The following is a 16127-nucleotide window of genomic DNA, read 5'->3' as shown; positions in this document are numbered from 1 at the left end:
CCTTTGCATCGGGCGTGCTACAAAGACGCACGCAGCATAAGAATAGTTCCGGTCGCCATGACATTTAAAAGTGAAAGTGGCAGCAGGACTTTCCAGCCCAACGCCATCAACTGGTCGTAACGCGGGCGGGGCAGGCTTGCGCGCAACAGAATGAAAAACGCCACCATGCCGCCCGTCTTGAGCAGGAACCACACGGCGGGAGGCAGCAGTGGCCCGCGCCAGCCGCCAAGATAGAGCGTGGTCACAAGGCTTGAGACCAGAACGATCCCGGCATATTCGGCAATGAAGAACATACCGAATTTCATGCCCGAATACTCGGTATGGAATCCCGCTCCGAGTTCGTTCTCCCCTTCGGGAAGATCAAAGGGCAGACGGTGTGTTTCCGCAATGCCTGCAAGCAGGAACACGCCGAAGCCGAGGCATTGTGGTATGATGAACCACAACCCCGCCTGCGCCGTCACGATGTCATGCAGGCTGAATGATCCGGCCATCATGACCACGCCCAGCAGAGCAAGTCCCATGAAGACTTCGTAGCTGATCATCTGCGCTGCGGCCCGCATGCCGCCCAGCAGTGCGAATTTGCTGTTGGAGGACCAGCCGGCCAGCACCACCGCATAAACCCCCAGTCCCATCATGGCGAGGATGAACAGAAGCCCGACATTCAGATCGCCTGCAATGCCCGTGCCCATTGTGATCGGAATGACGGCAAAGGACAGCAGGGCCGTCATCATGCCGATAGCGGGGGCAAGAATGAAAACGTCCCGATCGGCAAAGGGAGGAATCCAGTCCTGCTTGAACAGGATCTTGATTCCGTCCGCCACAGCCTGAAACATGCCGCCCGGTCCCACGCGGTTGGGACCATGCCGGTCCTGCCATAAGCCCAGCAGACGTCGTTCGACCCATGTCAGTAAAGTCGCAAGGGCAAGGAGGAGAAGCGGAGTAAGAATGATGGTGAGGAGTGCTGAAGAAGTCATGGCCGTTCCCCTCCATCTGTCAAACCCTCAAGCCGGGCAATGCGAGGGAAACGGAACGCGCGTGCGACCATGTGCGTGGGGCATAGGACAGTGCCTTCGGGGAGACCGGGCACCGGCTCCACGGGCAGGTCATGTGGTCCGTCTTCCAGATGCAGCACCATACGGCCTGATCCGGTCGCGCTGGCGGGCAGGCCCAGCGTTGGCGCGCTGGATCGCGCCGTAATGGGAGGCGAGAACATGCTCAATTCCTCGCTGCCGAACAGGCGCGTATCGGGCAGCACCAGAACGGTATCCGCCTGCGGGATGTAGGGGGCCGGAATGTCCGTAGCGTAAGCGTAGGGCTGCGCTTCCGTGTTTTGATTTTCCGCTGGGGATAAAAGTCGGATACCGGATGGACCACCACGCATCGGTCCACCAATTTCGGACTGGAATCGGTTAAGCGCCTGCACCGAATTCCATGCCGGCGTCTGATAGTAGGGAACCAGTGCGCCGGGCATGTCCGGTTCATAGGCTCCCTCCATTGAACTGCTGAATGGTGTGTCCGGACTGGCGGGGGGCGGCTGGTCGCGCACACTGACGAAGGAACGGATGACGGTCCGTCCGCTGGCGCGATAGGTCTGGCTGCGCAGTTTCTCGCCATTGATGCGGTAATCCGCTTCGGGCGCGGCCATAACGGCCGGGGCCAGATCGGGAAATGCCATTGCCAGCGCGGCAAGAGCCTCATCGAGATCCCGCCAGTCGATCAGACCCGTTATGGGGTGCATGGACGGGTCAAGACTCCGGGCCAGCGCCTGTATCCACCGCCAGCCAGCCTGTATGGGAGCAGGGGGAAAAACCGCCTGGAAAAAGCGTTGCGCCCTGCCTTCCTGATTGACCAGCGTGCCGTTGCTTTCGCTGAAGGTCGCAATGGGTAGGACAAGACTGGCGTGCTGGCACAGCGGCGTCATCGTATGGTCGATCACGACGATGTTGGGAACGGCTGCCACAAGGTCCGCCACATCGGCCAGATCGAGGTGACGTGTCAGGTCATTTTCCACGACGACCAAAGTAGAAATCTCGCCTGCTCGGGCCTGCTCCATCACTGTTTCCAGCGGCAGTCCGCCCAGCATGGCCAGTCCCATGCTGTTGCATTCCGGCAGAACCAGCGACAGACCCGCAGCAGGTATGGTGCGGACGAGAGCGGCTGCAATACTGGCGGTGGCCTGCATCAATGTCGGAGAGCCATATTGCATGCCGGATACGACCAGAGGCTTTCTGGCGGCCATAAGCGCCTGTGCAATGCGTGCGGCATGCGCCGCATCATCCGGCGTCAGATCCGTGACGGGTGGGGCGAAGGGATCAATTGCGTAGGCGATGGCAAAGCCAAGCCGTGCGATATCATCAGGCGCTGCGCGAAAGGTTTCCGCAGCCACATTGTCCAGATCGGTCGGCGCAGGCGTCAGGATATGCAGGTTGGAAGGACACTCGCCGCCCAGCGTACGAACCGCCGCATCCATCCAGCGTGGCACTTTGGCATTGTCCGCTGTGTGGAAGGAGGCCTGACGTACCGACTGCCGCAACGACAGGCCCAGCCGGGGAGCGGTGGCGCAGACGTCCTCACCCAGCACCAGCACAGCGTCGGCACTTTCCATTTCATGCAAGGTGGGGAGGGCGCCGGGATGCCGGGTGAGCAGAGTATGAGCCAGTTCCGTACATTCCTGTTCCTGCCGCGTCTGGCCGGTGGAAAAATGCTCTGGCCCTACCAGCGCATGCAGGCTGAAACAGGTCTCCAATGCTGCGCGAGGAGAGACGATGCCTACAATCCGCCCCTGCGTCGCCATACGGGCGAAAGCCGTCAGGGCGTCCGCCATAGGGACGGGCACCTGCTGTCCGTCAATGGCGCGTAGCGGCGTGCGGATCCGTGTCGGCGCATTGATAAAACCATGACCGAACCGGCCCCGGTCGCACAATACGTAGCGGTTGATGTCTGTATTATAGCGGTTGAGAACACGCCGGAGGGTTTCCTCGCGGGCATTGACGATGGTGTTGCAGCCCACCGCGCAGTGCACGCACACCGAGGGCGCGCCCCGCATGTCCCATTTGCGTGTGTAGACGGCGGAAAAAGGTTTGTCGGTAAACACGCCAGTCGGGCAGATTTCCACCAGATTGCCGCTGAAAGCATTTCGCAACGTGCCGTCTTCGGCACGACCAAAATAGACATTGTCATGCGAGGCAAAGGCCGCCAGATCGTCCCCGCCCGCGTAATCACGGTAGAACCGCACGCAGCGATAGCAGGCGATGCAGCGGTTCATCTCATGCTTTACGAACGGCCCGAGATCCTGATTGCGATGGGTCCGTTTCGTAAACCGGTAGCGGCGGGTGTTGTGCCCGGTCATGACCGTCATGTCCTGCAGGTGACATTCACTGCCTTCCTCGCAGACGGGACAGTCATGTGGATGATTGACCATCATCCATTCGATGACGCCAGCCCGAAAGTCACGGGCTTCCGGATCGTCGATGGAGATGATGGCGTTCTCGCTGACAGGGGTCATGCAGGCCATCACGATGCGGCCCTTCCTGTCCTCCGGCCCGCTAAACTGTTTGATGGCGCACTGTCGACACGCCCCGACGGAGCCGAGTTCGGGATGCCAGCAGAAATAGGGCAGGTTGGCCCCGGCCTCCAGGCAGGCCTGAAGCAGGTTGATGTCGCTGCGGGTCGGGCAATCCCGTCCATCAATGCGGATGGTGGTCATGGTCCTGCTCCGGCGTGATGCGGGCAACGGCCCTGCTGGATGTGGGCAGCGAAATCGGCGGCGAAAAGCTTCAGCCCGCTGGCCAGTGGCGCCATCGCTCCCGGTGCATGGGCGCAGAAGGTTCGCCCCGGAGCGCCCAGCATGCGGGCATGCCGGTCGAGCTGCTCCATGTCTTCCTCCCGTCCTGTTCCGTCCTCGATCGCGTCTAGCAGGCGCTCCACCCAAGGCAGTCCATCCCGACAGGGCGTGCACCAGCCGCAGGATTCCTTTGCGAAGAAATGTTCAAGGTTGCGGATCATGCCGATAGGGCAGGTGCGGTCGTCCAGAATGATGGCCATGCCGGTGCCAAGCCTGCTGCCCGCCTTTTCCACCGATCCGTAATCCATGGCGACGTCGAGGGCAGTTGCGTCAATAAAGGCGGTGGACGCCCCACCGGGCAGCAGGGCGCGCAACTGGTAGCCGGGACGCATGCCGCCTGCGTGGTCTTCGATGATCTGACGCAGCGGCGTGCCGATCGGCAGTTCCCATGCGCCCGGCTTTGCCACTCGGCCACTGACACCATAGATCTTGGTGCCGCCATCCTCGCCCAGTCCGAGGCCCGCAAACCATTCCGGCCCGTTGGCGATGATATGGGGCAGGTTGCACAGCGTCTCGACATTGTTCACCACGCTGGGTGCGCCCCACAGGCCACCGGTCTGCGGAAAGGGCGGCTTGCTGCGTGGTGTGGCGCGACGGCCTTCCAGTGCGGTCAGAAGGGCGGTTTCCTCGCCGCAGATGTAGCGTCCGGCGCTGGAATGCACATGGATGTCAAAAGTGAAGCCTGAGCCGAGAATGTTCTCGCCCAGCCAGCCCTGCTGCCGTGCCTCTCCGATCGCACGGTGCAGGCGGACGCAGGCTTCCTGATATTCCCCACGTAGGAAAACGATGCCATGCCCGGCCTGCACGGCGTAGGCTGCAAGGATCATCCCTTCGACCAGCTGGAGAGGATTACCTTCCAGCAGCCAGCGGTCCTTGAAAGTGCCCGGCTCCATCTCGTCGGCATTGGCGATCAGATATTTGCGGCGTTCGGAGGCAGGTTCCTTGGGCACGAAGCTCCATTTCTGCCCGGTCCCGAAGCCCGCGCCTCCACGTCCGCGCAGCTTTGAGCGTGTCACCCTGTCAATGATTTCAGCCGGGGTAAGGCTTCCCAGCGCCAGCCGAGCCGCCTGCCAGCCGCCAGCGCGTTCATATGCCGCGCAGTTCGGTGGACCGATGGCAGGATCAATCATCGCGGTCAGGGGACGTTCGGAGGCGACCGTCATGGCGTGTTCCTCAGCGTATCGATCAGGTGATCAAGGCTTTCCATGGTCACATCGCCATGCAGCGTGTCATCAACCAGCATGGCCGGAGCGTGATCGCAGTGCCCGATGCAGACCGTGGGGAGCAGCGTGATGGCGTTGTCCGCCGTGGTTTCTCCGGGCCTTATGCCGAGCTTTTGGCACAGATGGGCGCAGAGCGGTTCGCATCCCATGATCCAGCATGAAACGCTGTCACACAGCATGATGACATGTCGTCCGACCGGTCTGCGGAACAGCAGGTTGAAATAGGTCGCGACGCCGTCGAGATCATCCGCCGACATGCCCAGCAGATCGGCCACTTCGCGCAGATGCGCGGTGCTGACCCACCCAAAGTGGGCCTGCACCAGCCGCAGGGCTGCGACGCTCGCGCCGCGCGGATGCAGTTCCTGCGCCGCAAGGGCAAGGATTTCCGCCCGCATGGGCGCTGGGAGGGGGAGATCAGCGGTCGACATCGGCCATCACGAAATCGATGCTGCCCAGGATCGCGATCAGGTCCGCGACCATGATGCCGCGACTGAGCAGCGGGATCATTTGCAGGTGAGCGAAGGACGGCGTGCGGATGCGCGTGCGGTAGGACGTCGTGCCACCATCGCTGATGAGTGTGTAGGTGTTCACGCCTTTCGTGGCTTCGATGCTGGCCCGAGCTTCCCCCGGTGGAATGACCGGCCCCCAGCTTACGCTCAGGAAGTGATGGATCAGGGTTTCGATGTCGTGCATCGTCCGCGCCTTGGGCGGAGGGGTTGTCAGTGGATGGTCGGCCTTGATCGGGCCTGCGGGCATGTTGTCCACGCACTGGCGGATGATGCGCAGGCTCTCGCGTATTTCCGCCACATGCACGGCAACCCGGTCATAACAGTCGCCGTTGGTACCAGTGGGAATGTCGAATTCGAGCTGGTCATAACAGGCATAGGGCGCATGTTTGCGGTAGTCCCATTCCATCCCTGTAGCGCGCAGCCCCGGCCCGGTAACGCCCCACTCGACTGCCTCTGCGGTGGTATAGGCGCCAATGCCTTTCGTCCGGGCGCGGAAGATGGGATTGCGCATGACCATCGCATCGTATTCGTCCAGCCGCAGGGGCAGATCATGAAGGAAGGCGCGGATCAGTCCTTCCCACCCGTTGGGCAGGTCCATGGCGACCCCGCCAATGCGGAACCACGCCGGATGCATGCGAAAGCCGCATATCGCTTCGATAATCCCGAACACGCGCTCGCGATCGGTAAACATGTAGAATACGGGAGAAAGTTGTCCGACATCCTGCGCCATGGTGCCGTAGAAAACGAGGTGGCTGGCAATGCGGAACAGTTCCGCCAGCATGACGCGGATCATCTGTGCGCGTGGCGGCACGGTAATTCCGGCCAGCGTCTCGACCGCCATCACATAGGGGAAATTGTTCATGACGCCGCCGAGGTAATCCACCCGGTCGGTGTAGGGGATGTAGGTGTGCCATGACTGGCGTTCCCCCATCTTTTCCGCGCCCCGATGGTGAAAACCGATATCGGGCACGGCATCGACAATCCGCTCCCCTTCCAGTTGCAGCACGATGCGGAACACCCCGTGCACGCTGGGATGATTGGGACCGAGATTGAGAAACATGAAGTCGCTGTGGTCACTGTGTCGCCGCATGCCCCACGCCGACGGGTCAAAGCGCAGGGCGTCCTGCTCCTGCGCTTCGTGTTCTTCCGTCAGGCTGTAGGGCGGCATTTCCGTGGCGCGGGCATGGTGGTCCTTGCGCAGGGGATGTCCGGTCCATGTGGGCGGGGTCAGGATACGGCGCAGGGAGGGATGGTTCTGGAAATGGATGCCGAATAGGTCCCAGACCTCGCGCTCATACCAGTTGGCGTTGGGCCAGAGATCACAGATGGTGGGGAGGGTGGGGGCTGTTGCGCCGAGAGGCACCTTGATCCGCACTTCATCGGTACGGGTGGCTAGCGAAATCAGGTGATAGACAACCGTGAATGCCGATTTTGGCTGCCCGTCGCTGTGGGCGCGATCACGTTCATCTATGGCCGTCAGGTCCAGCAGCATGAGGGATGCAGCAGCCTTCAGTGCGGCGAAGGTGGGGCGCAGATCGGTCGCCGCGATCCAGAGGATGGAGACCCCGTCGCATCCAGTCTGTGTGGCTAGCAAACCGTTGGGGAGATGCTCCGAAATTCTTTCCGCAAGACTCTGGTCGCGGGCGGGAGAAAGGAGCGTCGTCATGGGCGTCAGATCCCGTCGGGCGTGCGTAGGTCGCGCATGGCCCGACGCTGGTCGCGCTTTGCATCCCGCAGGCTGGGCGGTGTCACGGGTTCCGCGCCCTGTGGCCCCACCATCCAGCTCAGGGGTCTGCGTTGTGTGCCAATAGATTTTTGCAATAGGAGTAGTCCTTCCAGCAGCGCTTCAGGACGCGGGGGGCAGCCGGGCACATACACATCTACGGGCAGGAAACTGTCCACGCCCTGCACGACACTGTAAATGTCGTACATGCCGCCGGAATTGGCGCATGACCCCATGGAGATCACCCAGCGTGGTTCCAGCATCTGATTGTAAAGATGCTGGATAACGGGAGCCATTTTGACGAACACGGTGCCGGAAATAACGATCAGGTCCGCTTCGCGTGGTGTGGCGCGCAGGACTTCGGACCCGAAGCGGGCGATGTCGAAGCGGCTGGTGAACGCAGTCGCCATTTCCACATAACAGCATGACAGGCCGAAATTCAGCGGCCAGATCGAGTTTTTCTGTCCCCACGATACAAAATCCTGCAACCGGCCCATGACCAGATTACGACGGAGAGTTTCACTGAAACTGGGTGAGGACTGTGCGTTTCTGGGAGCGCCGGGAGAGGAAAGAGACCAACTCATGATACGAGGTCCTTTCGTGTGTCCGTTACACGGCGTGAGTGAACCTGCGGCCCCCAGTCCAGCGCTCCGCCTCGCCACAGATAGGCAAGGGAAATCGCCAGAAAGACAATAAAGGCGAGTGCTGCGCCATAGCCGATCCAACCCACTTCGGTCACAACGGTTGCCCATGTCAGGAGGATGGCGGTTTCGACATCAAAAATGACAAAGAACATAGCCACCAAGTAATACTGTACAGGCAGCCGCAGATGCGCCGATCCCGTGGGGATGATACCGGACTCAAAAGGCATGGACATGGAGCGGCCCATGGCTCTGCCGCTTCGTCGGGTGCCGGTTATGGCGGACAGCCCCATCATGCCGGCCAGCACTATTCCTATGACAAGTGCATAGGTAAAAATCGACCATATACTGGAAACATTTTCCATACTGGCAGTTCCGTTTCTATTTGTTCTGAACGGAGGCTATTTGTGTAGTGCTATTGGTCGTGACGGATGACAGGCGGCTGCGGTCCGAGGAGGAGCGTGTCCTCTGACGCATTCGGGTTCACTGAAGGAAACGTCAGAATGCGTTATCAGTCGTCTATACGCGGCAAGAAGAGGGAAGTTGCGGCTCTATCGTGCAAGTTTTTCACGAAATGGGACGGCTTATTTATGAGGAATATTCTTCTCTCAATTTTCTGTTTTCGTATCAGGTAAGCATGGACAGAAAGTAATCGCAGGATACGACTGGAAATGGCCTGTTCGGAGTGCTGGGAGACCGGGATTATGGGCGTGCTACGCTGAATATTCTGGACAAATCCTCGATGTGTCTGATGTCCCGGTGACACAGTGCATCTGAGGCGAAGGAGTGGCAGAAATTGTGTAACCGTCCATCATTCAGTCCCGCCGCCCCTGGACGGAAAGCTGTCCTGCTTTCTTTGAAATTTATAAACCGGGATCAAAGGAGCCGCATTCTTTGAGAAGCAGAGAAAAACCCGAGACAGTTGCCATCCATGCCGAAACATTTCAGGCTTTGCGCTGAATTTCGTCAGTGGTGCAGAGGGCAGGTGGTTTTCTCACCGGGCAGATGATCGAAATTGCAGGAAATGCTTCCGTCCACGGGGCTATTATTCGGGTCAGGCTTGGGACAGCACGCAGCCAGAAGGATGCCGAAAGCCGTGAGAATGAGGATGTTGCGTTTCATGATACCTTCTTGTTTTTTATAGATGGATGCAGGTATGTATACGAAAAATGACGGCCCGGTAAGGCGAAATTATTCCTGTGTGTGAGACGGTAGATCGTGCGGGGCTTTTTCGACGGCGGAGAAACGGGCTGCTTGGGCAGCAACGCGCGTGTCCTGTTCACGGATCAGCCAGTACACGACGCCGAGCGCCAGCACCGCTGCGGAAAAGGCGATCATTTCCATGGGACGTACTTCGTTGAGGTCGAGGATAATGAATTTCCGGGAGACGGCGAGAAGTGCGATCAGCACGATCGTGCGGACGCGCACAACGTCCTTGTTGTGTGAGAGACTGATCCGGAGCGAGCTTTTGAACTCCAGGGCGATGATGACGGTGAAAATATTGCCAAACACGCTCTGGAAGGTAGGTGCGTTGTCCGGGCTGATTTGACCAAACCATGCGAGCCGCCAGACTTCTTTCGTGAGGCTCCAGGTGGCGATTGCCGTGATGATCATGATCAGTGCTGTCAGGATCAGCATGATCAAAAGTTCGAACCCTTCGTAGAGATTCATTTCCCGGAAGCTGCGCCCGAGACGCAGGGCTTCCCGCGAGAAGGGATCGTGAGGTTCTTTTCCGTCCCCTGAACCGTCCATTTCTGACTTTCCTTATCGATGCGCGTCGGTTCTCTGATGCGGATAGTGTCGCAGGCATCGCGCGGCGGGTCCAGCCAAGAACAGGATGGCCGGTATGTCCGTCTGCTTCCTCCGAACTTTCTTCGCTGTCATAAATGAAGCCAAGCAGACGAGTGCGCTCTCCGCATTCTAGGCTCAGGGCTCATTTTTTGAGATAGAAGATGAAGCTTGCTGCGATATGGATTACGGACATGCATGTATGGGCTCAGCGATCATATCGTGTTGCGACACGTCGCCAGTCCTTGAGCTTTGCGAACATATTTTCGATGAAGTGGCGCCTTTTATACAAATGCCAGTCGTAAGGCGGCTTTGATTTCCGGTTCTTCTTGTGCGGAATACAGGCGGTGATATTCCGGTCTGCGAGAAACCCTCTGATCCAGTTGCTGTCATAGCCACGGTATCCGATGACTTCTTCTGTCTCATCCAGAGATCTGTCAGAAGAACATCAGCCCCTCTGAAGTCACTGACCTGCCCTGCGGTCAGATGAAAACGGACAGGACGTCCCTCGCCGTCGCACATAGTATGCAGCTTTGAGTTCAGGCCTCCTTTTCTCCGTCCGATATGGCGGGGAAAATCCCCTTTTTAAACAGGGAGGCCACTGTCCGGTGTGCTTTCAGATGTGTTGCATCAATCATCAGACGCTGCGATCGGCAAGCCTGTTCTGTCAGCGCATGAAGATCCGGTCAAAGACACCGAGACGGCTCCACCGGATAAAGCGATTGTATAAGGTCTTGTGCGGGCCATAAGCTTTCGGGGTATCTTTCCACTGAAGACCATTGCGGATCATGTAAACAATTTCGCTCAGAACATGACGGTCATCTACGTGTGGTACTCCGTGCGCCAGAAGGGAAAAACGGCTCAATCCGCTCCATCTGGCTCTCAGACAGCAAAAATAGCTCACTCACAGGCCCACCCTCCATCGGTAAGCCTGTGAATCACAACAGCCAGTTCAATTCAATGAATTAACAGGCCCCGATTCTAGAAAAATCTGATATTATTGTTTTAATGCAATCCATCGATAATAACAGAATAAATCAACAATATCGTTATGCATTAATATTGATTTATAAGATATTTTTAAAACGCATATAATAAATTTTGTTGTATAAGAAAGTATTCACAATGTAATGCCTGTTTCAAAATCGAGAACCAGTGGATTCTTATAATGATTGTTTCCGCCCGTGCTCCAGATATACTGCGCGCCGGGCCGGATCAGCAACCACGGCGTCGGACGCCATCCATAATTCAGTTCAATTGCTGGCTCGCCTGAGGGTTTATACACCCCGGTCACACCGGTGCCCTGCAACTCACGTACCCAGTTCGTCAGTTTTGGATTCACCCAGATCATCTTCATCCCGAAACTGATTGTATCTTCAGGTCTGTCCCAGAAAGTGCCTTTGCGCGTAATGCCGGCATCCACAAAATAAGGTGCTAGGGACGTGCGCGGATCACCCCAAGTAAATGAAGCAAAGAATGATGTTCCTCGCCTCGAATCACGCTGGTCACGCTGAAGCATGCGGTCGAATTGAAACCACCCGCCAAAACGTCCACGCACGTTGGAAACAGGTGCTGCAGCAAGATACTGCGATGCAATACCGAAATTTCCTAATTGCGCATAGACGTTTTTAACTTGCGACGTGTCCCAGTAACCTCCGATTTTAATATTGGTCTGAAGTGGTCCGGAATAATCATCCTTACCGCCCCGATGCCATATAAGCTGAAAGGGTAGGAATGTGCCCGTCGCACCATGAAGGTTCATCTTCCACCCATTATGCGTATTCGCAATTGTCGGATCTACCGAATAGACACCGAACTGAATTGAGTAATGATTATTTCCTGCCGGATAGAACTTGACCCATGCACCTGGATGGGCTGTCGGATAATAACTATAGCCGGAATTAAAGGCGATTGATTGTGGCATACCGCAAATGGCATTGCTTTGAAACTGGCAGTAATTGTTCATGTTCCAATACATGGACCACGTCTCGAAATCGGTTTCGGCGTTCACCTCGCCCACGTTCGTCACTACATATCGGTTCCATGGCATTTCCCATGCCAGAAGCGACAGGCGTACTGTTGGAGAACCAAATATTTCCTGGGGGCTGTCCAGAGCAGGTAATGTCGCACCCAGTCCTTTGCCATCACGGGATGTCACTGTGAAATGGAACACACCAATTTTATATCCGGTCAGTTTTTCAAGATTGAAATCGAAGTTAAGACCGAATTCGTGAGCATAACGAACATTCTTGGATTTGCCGCCCATAGGATTTCCGGCACTGTCCTGGAAATAATGTCCGGTAATTGTGACGCCGTTATCAGCAAACCATGGTCGCCATCCAGCCCAGTTTCCGGTCATCGTCGCTTGCGTCGTCCAGTCATGAAAGCTGGCCGGAAACAGGTTCTTTTCCGTGGTATCAGAAATAGGCGAGAGGGTAGGCATTCTGCCGCGTCGTATAGGTGGTGGGAGAGCGGGAAATTCTGGTGCAGGCTGAATGGTTTTTGTCGGGTTGGGAGCGTAATCATTGCGAAAAGCATTGAGCCAGTCAGGCGTTCCAGACTCATTCTGGGAAATATTAACCAGAGCGGTCTGCGCCTGTACATTGCGGGGATGCCAAACTAGAATGGAAAAAACAGAAAAAATAATTCGTGCGCTATTTGAGTTTTTTTCTATAAGAAAGGATGTATTTATGTATTCTTTTTCTAAGAAAAAGAATTTTGATGAGGTTTTTGAAAAAATTTTTCTTCCCAAAGTTTCCTTCATTAACGAGAATGTATTAAGGTCACTCTGGTATATTTGACGCATGTGATGTGCCATTTTTATCTCCACGATTGTTGTTGTTTTGTGGAACTAGAGTGTTGAGGTGATTTGAAGGCGGTATAGTTGGGCAATAGCAACCATATTTATATCAAAACGGTCTTTTTAAGATTGTGGGGCAAGAGTTATTGTTGAGAAAATAAATGCGATTATATTTTCCCATGAATGATACAATCATTTGTTAGGTAGTAATTGTGGAATGTGTCAACTGACTTTTAACAAGGACACATTCCATTTTTAATAAGGGTAGTAGTGTATGTTTTATGCATTTCCACGAATAAGATCAGATCCCCGTTCTGCAATCATGATTGTTGGTGCATTTGTATTGGAACCAATAATAGATGGCATAACCGAACTATCGCAGATACGGATGCCATCCAGGCCATGAACGCGCAGTTCCGGATCAACGACAGACATACTGTCCCGTCCCATTTTACACGTGCAGGTCGGATGATACGATGTCCGACCATGTTGGCGTGCATAGTTCTGAAACGTTTCTATGTCAGGATTGTTTTCTTCAAAGAAACTTATTTTATCAATATATTTTCCAAGAGAATGCTGTCTGAAAATATCAAGGCTCAGCTTGATGCCTTCGCACGAAATACGGAGATCATCCGGATGAGCGAGGAAATTCGGATCGACAATCGGTTTGTCAGCCGGATCTGAAGATTTCAGTTTGACTGTCCCTCGTGATTTCGGACGCAACGTGTAACTGTTCAGGGTAATACCCGAAACGCCTTTTGGAACAGAGCAAACTCCAGCTTCCGCACCGGCTCCAGCCAGAAAATGAAACTGCAAGTCAGGGTTAGATACTTTTTTGTCTGAATACCAGAAGGCCCCCGCTTCAACCACATTCGATGCTACGGGTCCAGAATTGAACATGGCATATTGTAGCCCAGCCCAGAACATCCATGGAAGTTTGTTGTATTTATTGAAACTGTCATGATTTTTTAATTCTGCAACAATGTCGATTCCGAAATGATCTTGTAAATTCTCACCAACTCCAGGAAGATCATGAATTACGTCAATACCGCGTTCCCGCAAATGCGTAGCAGGTCCTACGCCCGACAACATAAGAAGTTTTGGTGTTCCGATGGCACCGGATGTTACGATAACTTCTTGATCCGCCTGCACGGCATATGTTTTACCCTCGACTGCGAATTCAACACCGATTGCACGAGAGCCTGTAAAGAGGATACGCAGAACCTGAGCATTTGTAATAACACGTAGATTATCTCGTTTCAGAGCGGGTTTTAGATAACCTTGTGCCGTTGAGCATCGACGGTTATCCTTGATCGTCATCTGATAAATGCCGGTACCTTCCTGAACAGGTCCGTTAAAATCGGGATTGTAAGGCATGCCTAGTTCCTGACAGCTCTGCACAAAGGCCCGACTGACTGAACTCGGTGTGGACAGGTTGGAAATTCCCAGTGGACCATCCGTGCCATGCCATGAGCCAGCAAGGAATGTATTTCCCTCAGAACGCAAAAGATATTTCTTGATATCCTTGAATGCCCAACCGTCAGCACCTTCATCTGCCCATCGATCATAATCCGAAGGATGCCCTCTGGTAAAAACCTCGGCATTGATTGAAGACCCGCCTCCCAGAACTTTTGCCTGAACGTAAGGAATCTCACGGTTGTTGGCATATTTCTGAGGTGCGGTCGTTAATCCCCATGTCAAAGGACCTGTCGTCATCTTTGCAAACCCGATCGGCATATGAATGAGCGGATTGGTGTCTTTTTTCCCCGCTTCAATCAGGCACACCCGTGCGTCTGGATTTTCGGAAAGATGAGCAGCCAAAACACATCCAGCTGAACCACCACCCACGATGATGTAATCGAAACCCTGCTTCATGATGCAATCCAGTGTGAACGGCCGCCGGTTTCAATGTGCACGGATTTTGCCTGGGTATATTCTTCCACACCCAGAATGCCCGTCTCACGGCCCCAGCCGGACTGTTTGAAGCCGCCGGTTGGTGTCTCAGGGCCTCCGGCCATAATGGTATTGACCCAGAATCGTCCGGCACGCACCCGTCGCGTCACAGTCAACGCCTTATCGATATTTTTTGACCAGACAGATGCTGCCAGTCCGTAAACCGTGTCATTGGCAAGTGAAATTGCCTCGTCGAGACTATCAAAGTGAAAAGATGAGAGAACGGGGCCGAAGATTTCCTCACGCGCAATCGCCATGGATGACTTCACGCCCGAAAACAGCGTGGGAGCAATGTAGCGGCCATTCCCGCAGTCCAGTACCTCACCGCCAGTCAGGATCTTTGCCCCTTCCTCCTTGCCTTTTGCAATATAGTTCAGGATCGTCTCGTTCTGGCTGGTCGTGGTGATCGCTCCGACTTGCGTTTCAGGATCGAACGGGTCACCGACGCGAATCTTTTTCATTTTATTTGCAAGAATTGTTTCGAATTCCTCCGCGACCGATCGTTCCACAATGAGACGGCTGGAAGAGACACAGCACTGGCCCGTATTGAAACTGATTCCGAAAGCGGCAGCATCGGCGGCGTCCTCCAGATCTGCATCCGCAAAGACGATGATCGGATTTTTGCCACCAAGTTCCAGTCCAAGTTTCTTGAGATTGCTGTCGCCAGATGCATGAACACAGGAACGTCCAACGGCGGTCGAACCGGTAAATGACAGCATATCGATATCGGGGTGCTCCGTGAGCGCCTGTCCAATCGTGCGTCCCGTACCGGTCACCACGTTATAAACACCAGCTGGAAGACCCGCTTCGGCTAGAATGTCAGCTAGAATCAGTGTAGTGGCGCTTGTAACTTCCGCAGGCTTGACAACCAACGTGCAGCCGGAAGCCAGAATGAACGGCACCCGCTCACACAAAATAAGAAAAGGAAAGTTCCACGGTGTAATCAGCCCGACCACGCCAATTGGTTCACGCAGCACCATCCCGAACAGGTTGTCGCCAAGATTGTTAAAGCTGTCACCATGAAGAAGCCGCGCCGCACCTGCTGCCGTTTCAAAACAGGCAATGCAGTGATCGATTTCTCCCCGTGCCTGTGAAATCGGTTTGCCGTTTTCCAAAACTTCCCATCGGGCAATTTCTTCGCGGCGCTGACGAATGCCTTCTGCTGTCCGCAACAGGACTCCTGCGCGGGTGCCTCCGGGTAGCCCCGCCCAGCGACGATCGTCAAAAGCGAGACGGGCAGCTGCGACAGCATCATTGACATCATCAGGTGTGCAACGGGACGTGAGTGTCACCGGTACACCATGGCTGGGGGAGTCACGTTCATACAGTTCCCGGCTACCACGCCATTCACCATTGATAAAAAAACCGAATTCGCGCGGTGTTTCCGGTAACGTAATCCCGTATGTCATCTCCTGCATGGATGGCCTCTCCGTATTTCTGATCCGGGTATCTCCCGGACGGTTCTGTGATCTGATGGTAAGTAATGACGCTTCCTGAGGTAGGTGAAATGCGCCTGAACTTCATAAACGAAATAAAGATCGGGTCGTTTCATTGAATTATGGATGTAACGATGATCATAATTCAGCGTCACTTCAGGAAGCGCAAGATTAAGCGCAGACGCGACCTCGGAAAGCCTCTGTTTCTTT

At 55.2% G+C, this 16127-nt stretch carries 12 protein-coding genes and 1 pseudogene; all 13 read right to left on the bottom strand.

Features of this window, described 5'->3' with window-relative positions; genetic code table 11:
• Positions 1-17: 17 nt before the first annotated feature.
• On the bottom strand, positions 18-974 hold the full coding sequence (gene nuoH / locus B3759_RS01690) for an NADH-quinone oxidoreductase subunit NuoH (RefSeq protein WP_291363016.1): 957 nt from the start codon (positions 972-974) through the stop codon (positions 18-20).
• The gene (gene nuoG, locus B3759_RS01685; protein ID WP_291363014.1) at positions 971-3706 is read right to left on the bottom strand and encodes an NADH-quinone oxidoreductase subunit NuoG; all 2736 of its coding nucleotides are present in this window, start codon (positions 3704-3706) and stop codon (positions 971-973) included. Before nuoG ends, nuoH begins: the two co-directional genes overlap by 4 nt.
• A complete protein-coding gene (gene nuoF, locus B3759_RS01680) occupies positions 3703-5007 on the bottom strand; it encodes an NADH-quinone oxidoreductase subunit NuoF (protein ID WP_291363013.1) in 1305 nt (434 codons plus the stop codon). The genes nuoG and nuoF overlap by 4 nt, the downstream gene beginning before the upstream one ends.
• The gene (gene nuoE, locus B3759_RS01675; RefSeq protein ID WP_291363011.1) at positions 5004-5495 is read right to left on the bottom strand and encodes an NADH-quinone oxidoreductase subunit NuoE; all 492 of its coding nucleotides are present in this window, start codon (positions 5493-5495) and stop codon (positions 5004-5006) included. The genes nuoF and nuoE overlap by 4 nt, the downstream gene beginning before the upstream one ends.
• Positions 5482-7242, bottom strand: a complete 1761-nt coding sequence (gene nuoC, locus B3759_RS01670; RefSeq protein ID WP_291363009.1) for an NADH-quinone oxidoreductase subunit C/D — start codon at positions 7240-7242, stop codon at positions 5482-5484. Before nuoC ends, nuoE begins: the two co-directional genes overlap by 14 nt.
• Before the next feature lie 5 nt (positions 7243-7247).
• Positions 7248-7883 (bottom strand): NuoB/complex I 20 kDa subunit family protein, encoded by a 636-nt coding sequence (locus B3759_RS01665; RefSeq protein ID WP_291363007.1) that lies wholly within the window; start codon positions 7881-7883, stop codon positions 7248-7250.
• The gene (locus tag B3759_RS01660; RefSeq protein WP_291363005.1) at positions 7880-8305 is read right to left on the bottom strand and encodes an NADH-quinone oxidoreductase subunit A; all 426 of its coding nucleotides are present in this window, start codon (positions 8303-8305) and stop codon (positions 7880-7882) included. Before B3759_RS01660 ends, B3759_RS01665 begins: the two co-directional genes overlap by 4 nt.
• A gap of 601 nt (positions 8306-8906) precedes the next feature.
• Positions 8907-9062 carry a hypothetical protein gene (locus tag B3759_RS01655; protein WP_173574848.1) on the bottom strand — a complete coding sequence of 52 codons (156 nt, stop codon included), beginning with the start codon at positions 9060-9062 and terminating at the stop codon, positions 8907-8909.
• Between the two features lie 69 nt (positions 9063-9131).
• Positions 9132-9692, bottom strand: coding sequence for a phosphate-starvation-inducible PsiE family protein (locus tag B3759_RS01650; protein ID WP_291363002.1), 561 nt, complete (start codon positions 9690-9692; stop codon positions 9132-9134).
• 181 nt (positions 9693-9873) lie between these two features.
• A pseudogene (locus B3759_RS01645) lies at positions 9874-10636 on the bottom strand (IS5 family transposase).
• 212 nt (positions 10637-10848) lie between these two features.
• Complete coding sequence (locus B3759_RS01640; RefSeq protein ID WP_291363000.1) at positions 10849-12546, bottom strand: carbohydrate porin; 1698 nt, start codon at positions 12544-12546, stop codon at positions 10849-10851.
• 261 nt (positions 12547-12807) lie between these two features.
• A complete protein-coding gene (locus B3759_RS01635; RefSeq protein ID WP_291362998.1) occupies positions 12808-14403 on the bottom strand; it encodes a GMC family oxidoreductase in 1596 nt (531 codons plus the stop codon).
• Positions 14400-15899, bottom strand: a complete 1500-nt coding sequence (locus B3759_RS01630; protein ID WP_291362996.1) for an aldehyde dehydrogenase family protein — start codon at positions 15897-15899, stop codon at positions 14400-14402. Before B3759_RS01630 ends, B3759_RS01635 begins: the two co-directional genes overlap by 4 nt.
• Positions 15900-16127: the final 228 nt, after the last annotated feature.

The organism is Acetobacter sp. UBA5411 (assembly GCF_002409645.1).
Taxonomy (GTDB): domain Bacteria; phylum Pseudomonadota; class Alphaproteobacteria; order Acetobacterales; family Acetobacteraceae; genus Acetobacter.
This window is presented reverse-complemented; position numbering and strand designations above follow the sequence as displayed.

Excerpts from the sequence above, each read along its gene's own strand:
- B3759_RS01640 (WP_291363000.1), bottom strand. The coding sequence starts at position 12,546 with ATGGCACATCACATGCGTCAAATATACCAGAGTGACCTTAATACATTC.
- nuoC (WP_291363009.1), bottom strand. The coding sequence starts at position 7,242 with ATGACGACGCTCCTTTCTCCCGCCCGCGACCAGAGTCTTGCGGAAAGA.
- B3759_RS01630 (WP_291362996.1), bottom strand. The coding sequence starts at position 15,899 with ATGCAGGAGATGACATACGGGATTACGTTACCGGAAACACCGCGCGAA.
- B3759_RS01635 (WP_291362998.1), bottom strand. The coding sequence starts at position 14,403 with ATGAAGCAGGGTTTCGATTACATCATCGTGGGTGGTGGTTCAGCTGGA.
- B3759_RS01655 (WP_173574848.1), bottom strand. The coding sequence starts at position 9,062 with ATGAAACGCAACATCCTCATTCTCACGGCTTTCGGCATCCTTCTGGCT.
- nuoE (WP_291363011.1), bottom strand. The coding sequence starts at position 5,495 with ATGTCGACCGCTGATCTCCCCCTCCCAGCGCCCATGCGGGCGGAAATC.
- nuoF (WP_291363013.1), bottom strand. The coding sequence starts at position 5,007 with ATGACGGTCGCCTCCGAACGTCCCCTGACCGCGATGATTGATCCTGCC.
- B3759_RS01665 (WP_291363007.1), bottom strand. The coding sequence starts at position 7,883 with ATGAGTTGGTCTCTTTCCTCTCCCGGCGCTCCCAGAAACGCACAGTCC.
- B3759_RS01660 (WP_291363005.1), bottom strand. The coding sequence starts at position 8,305 with ATGGAAAATGTTTCCAGTATATGGTCGATTTTTACCTATGCACTTGTC.
- B3759_RS01650 (WP_291363002.1), bottom strand. The coding sequence starts at position 9,692 with ATGGACGGTTCAGGGGACGGAAAAGAACCTCACGATCCCTTCTCGCGG.
- nuoH (WP_291363016.1), bottom strand. The coding sequence starts at position 974 with ATGACTTCTTCAGCACTCCTCACCATCATTCTTACTCCGCTTCTCCTC.
- nuoG (WP_291363014.1), bottom strand. The coding sequence starts at position 3,706 with ATGACCACCATCCGCATTGATGGACGGGATTGCCCGACCCGCAGCGAC.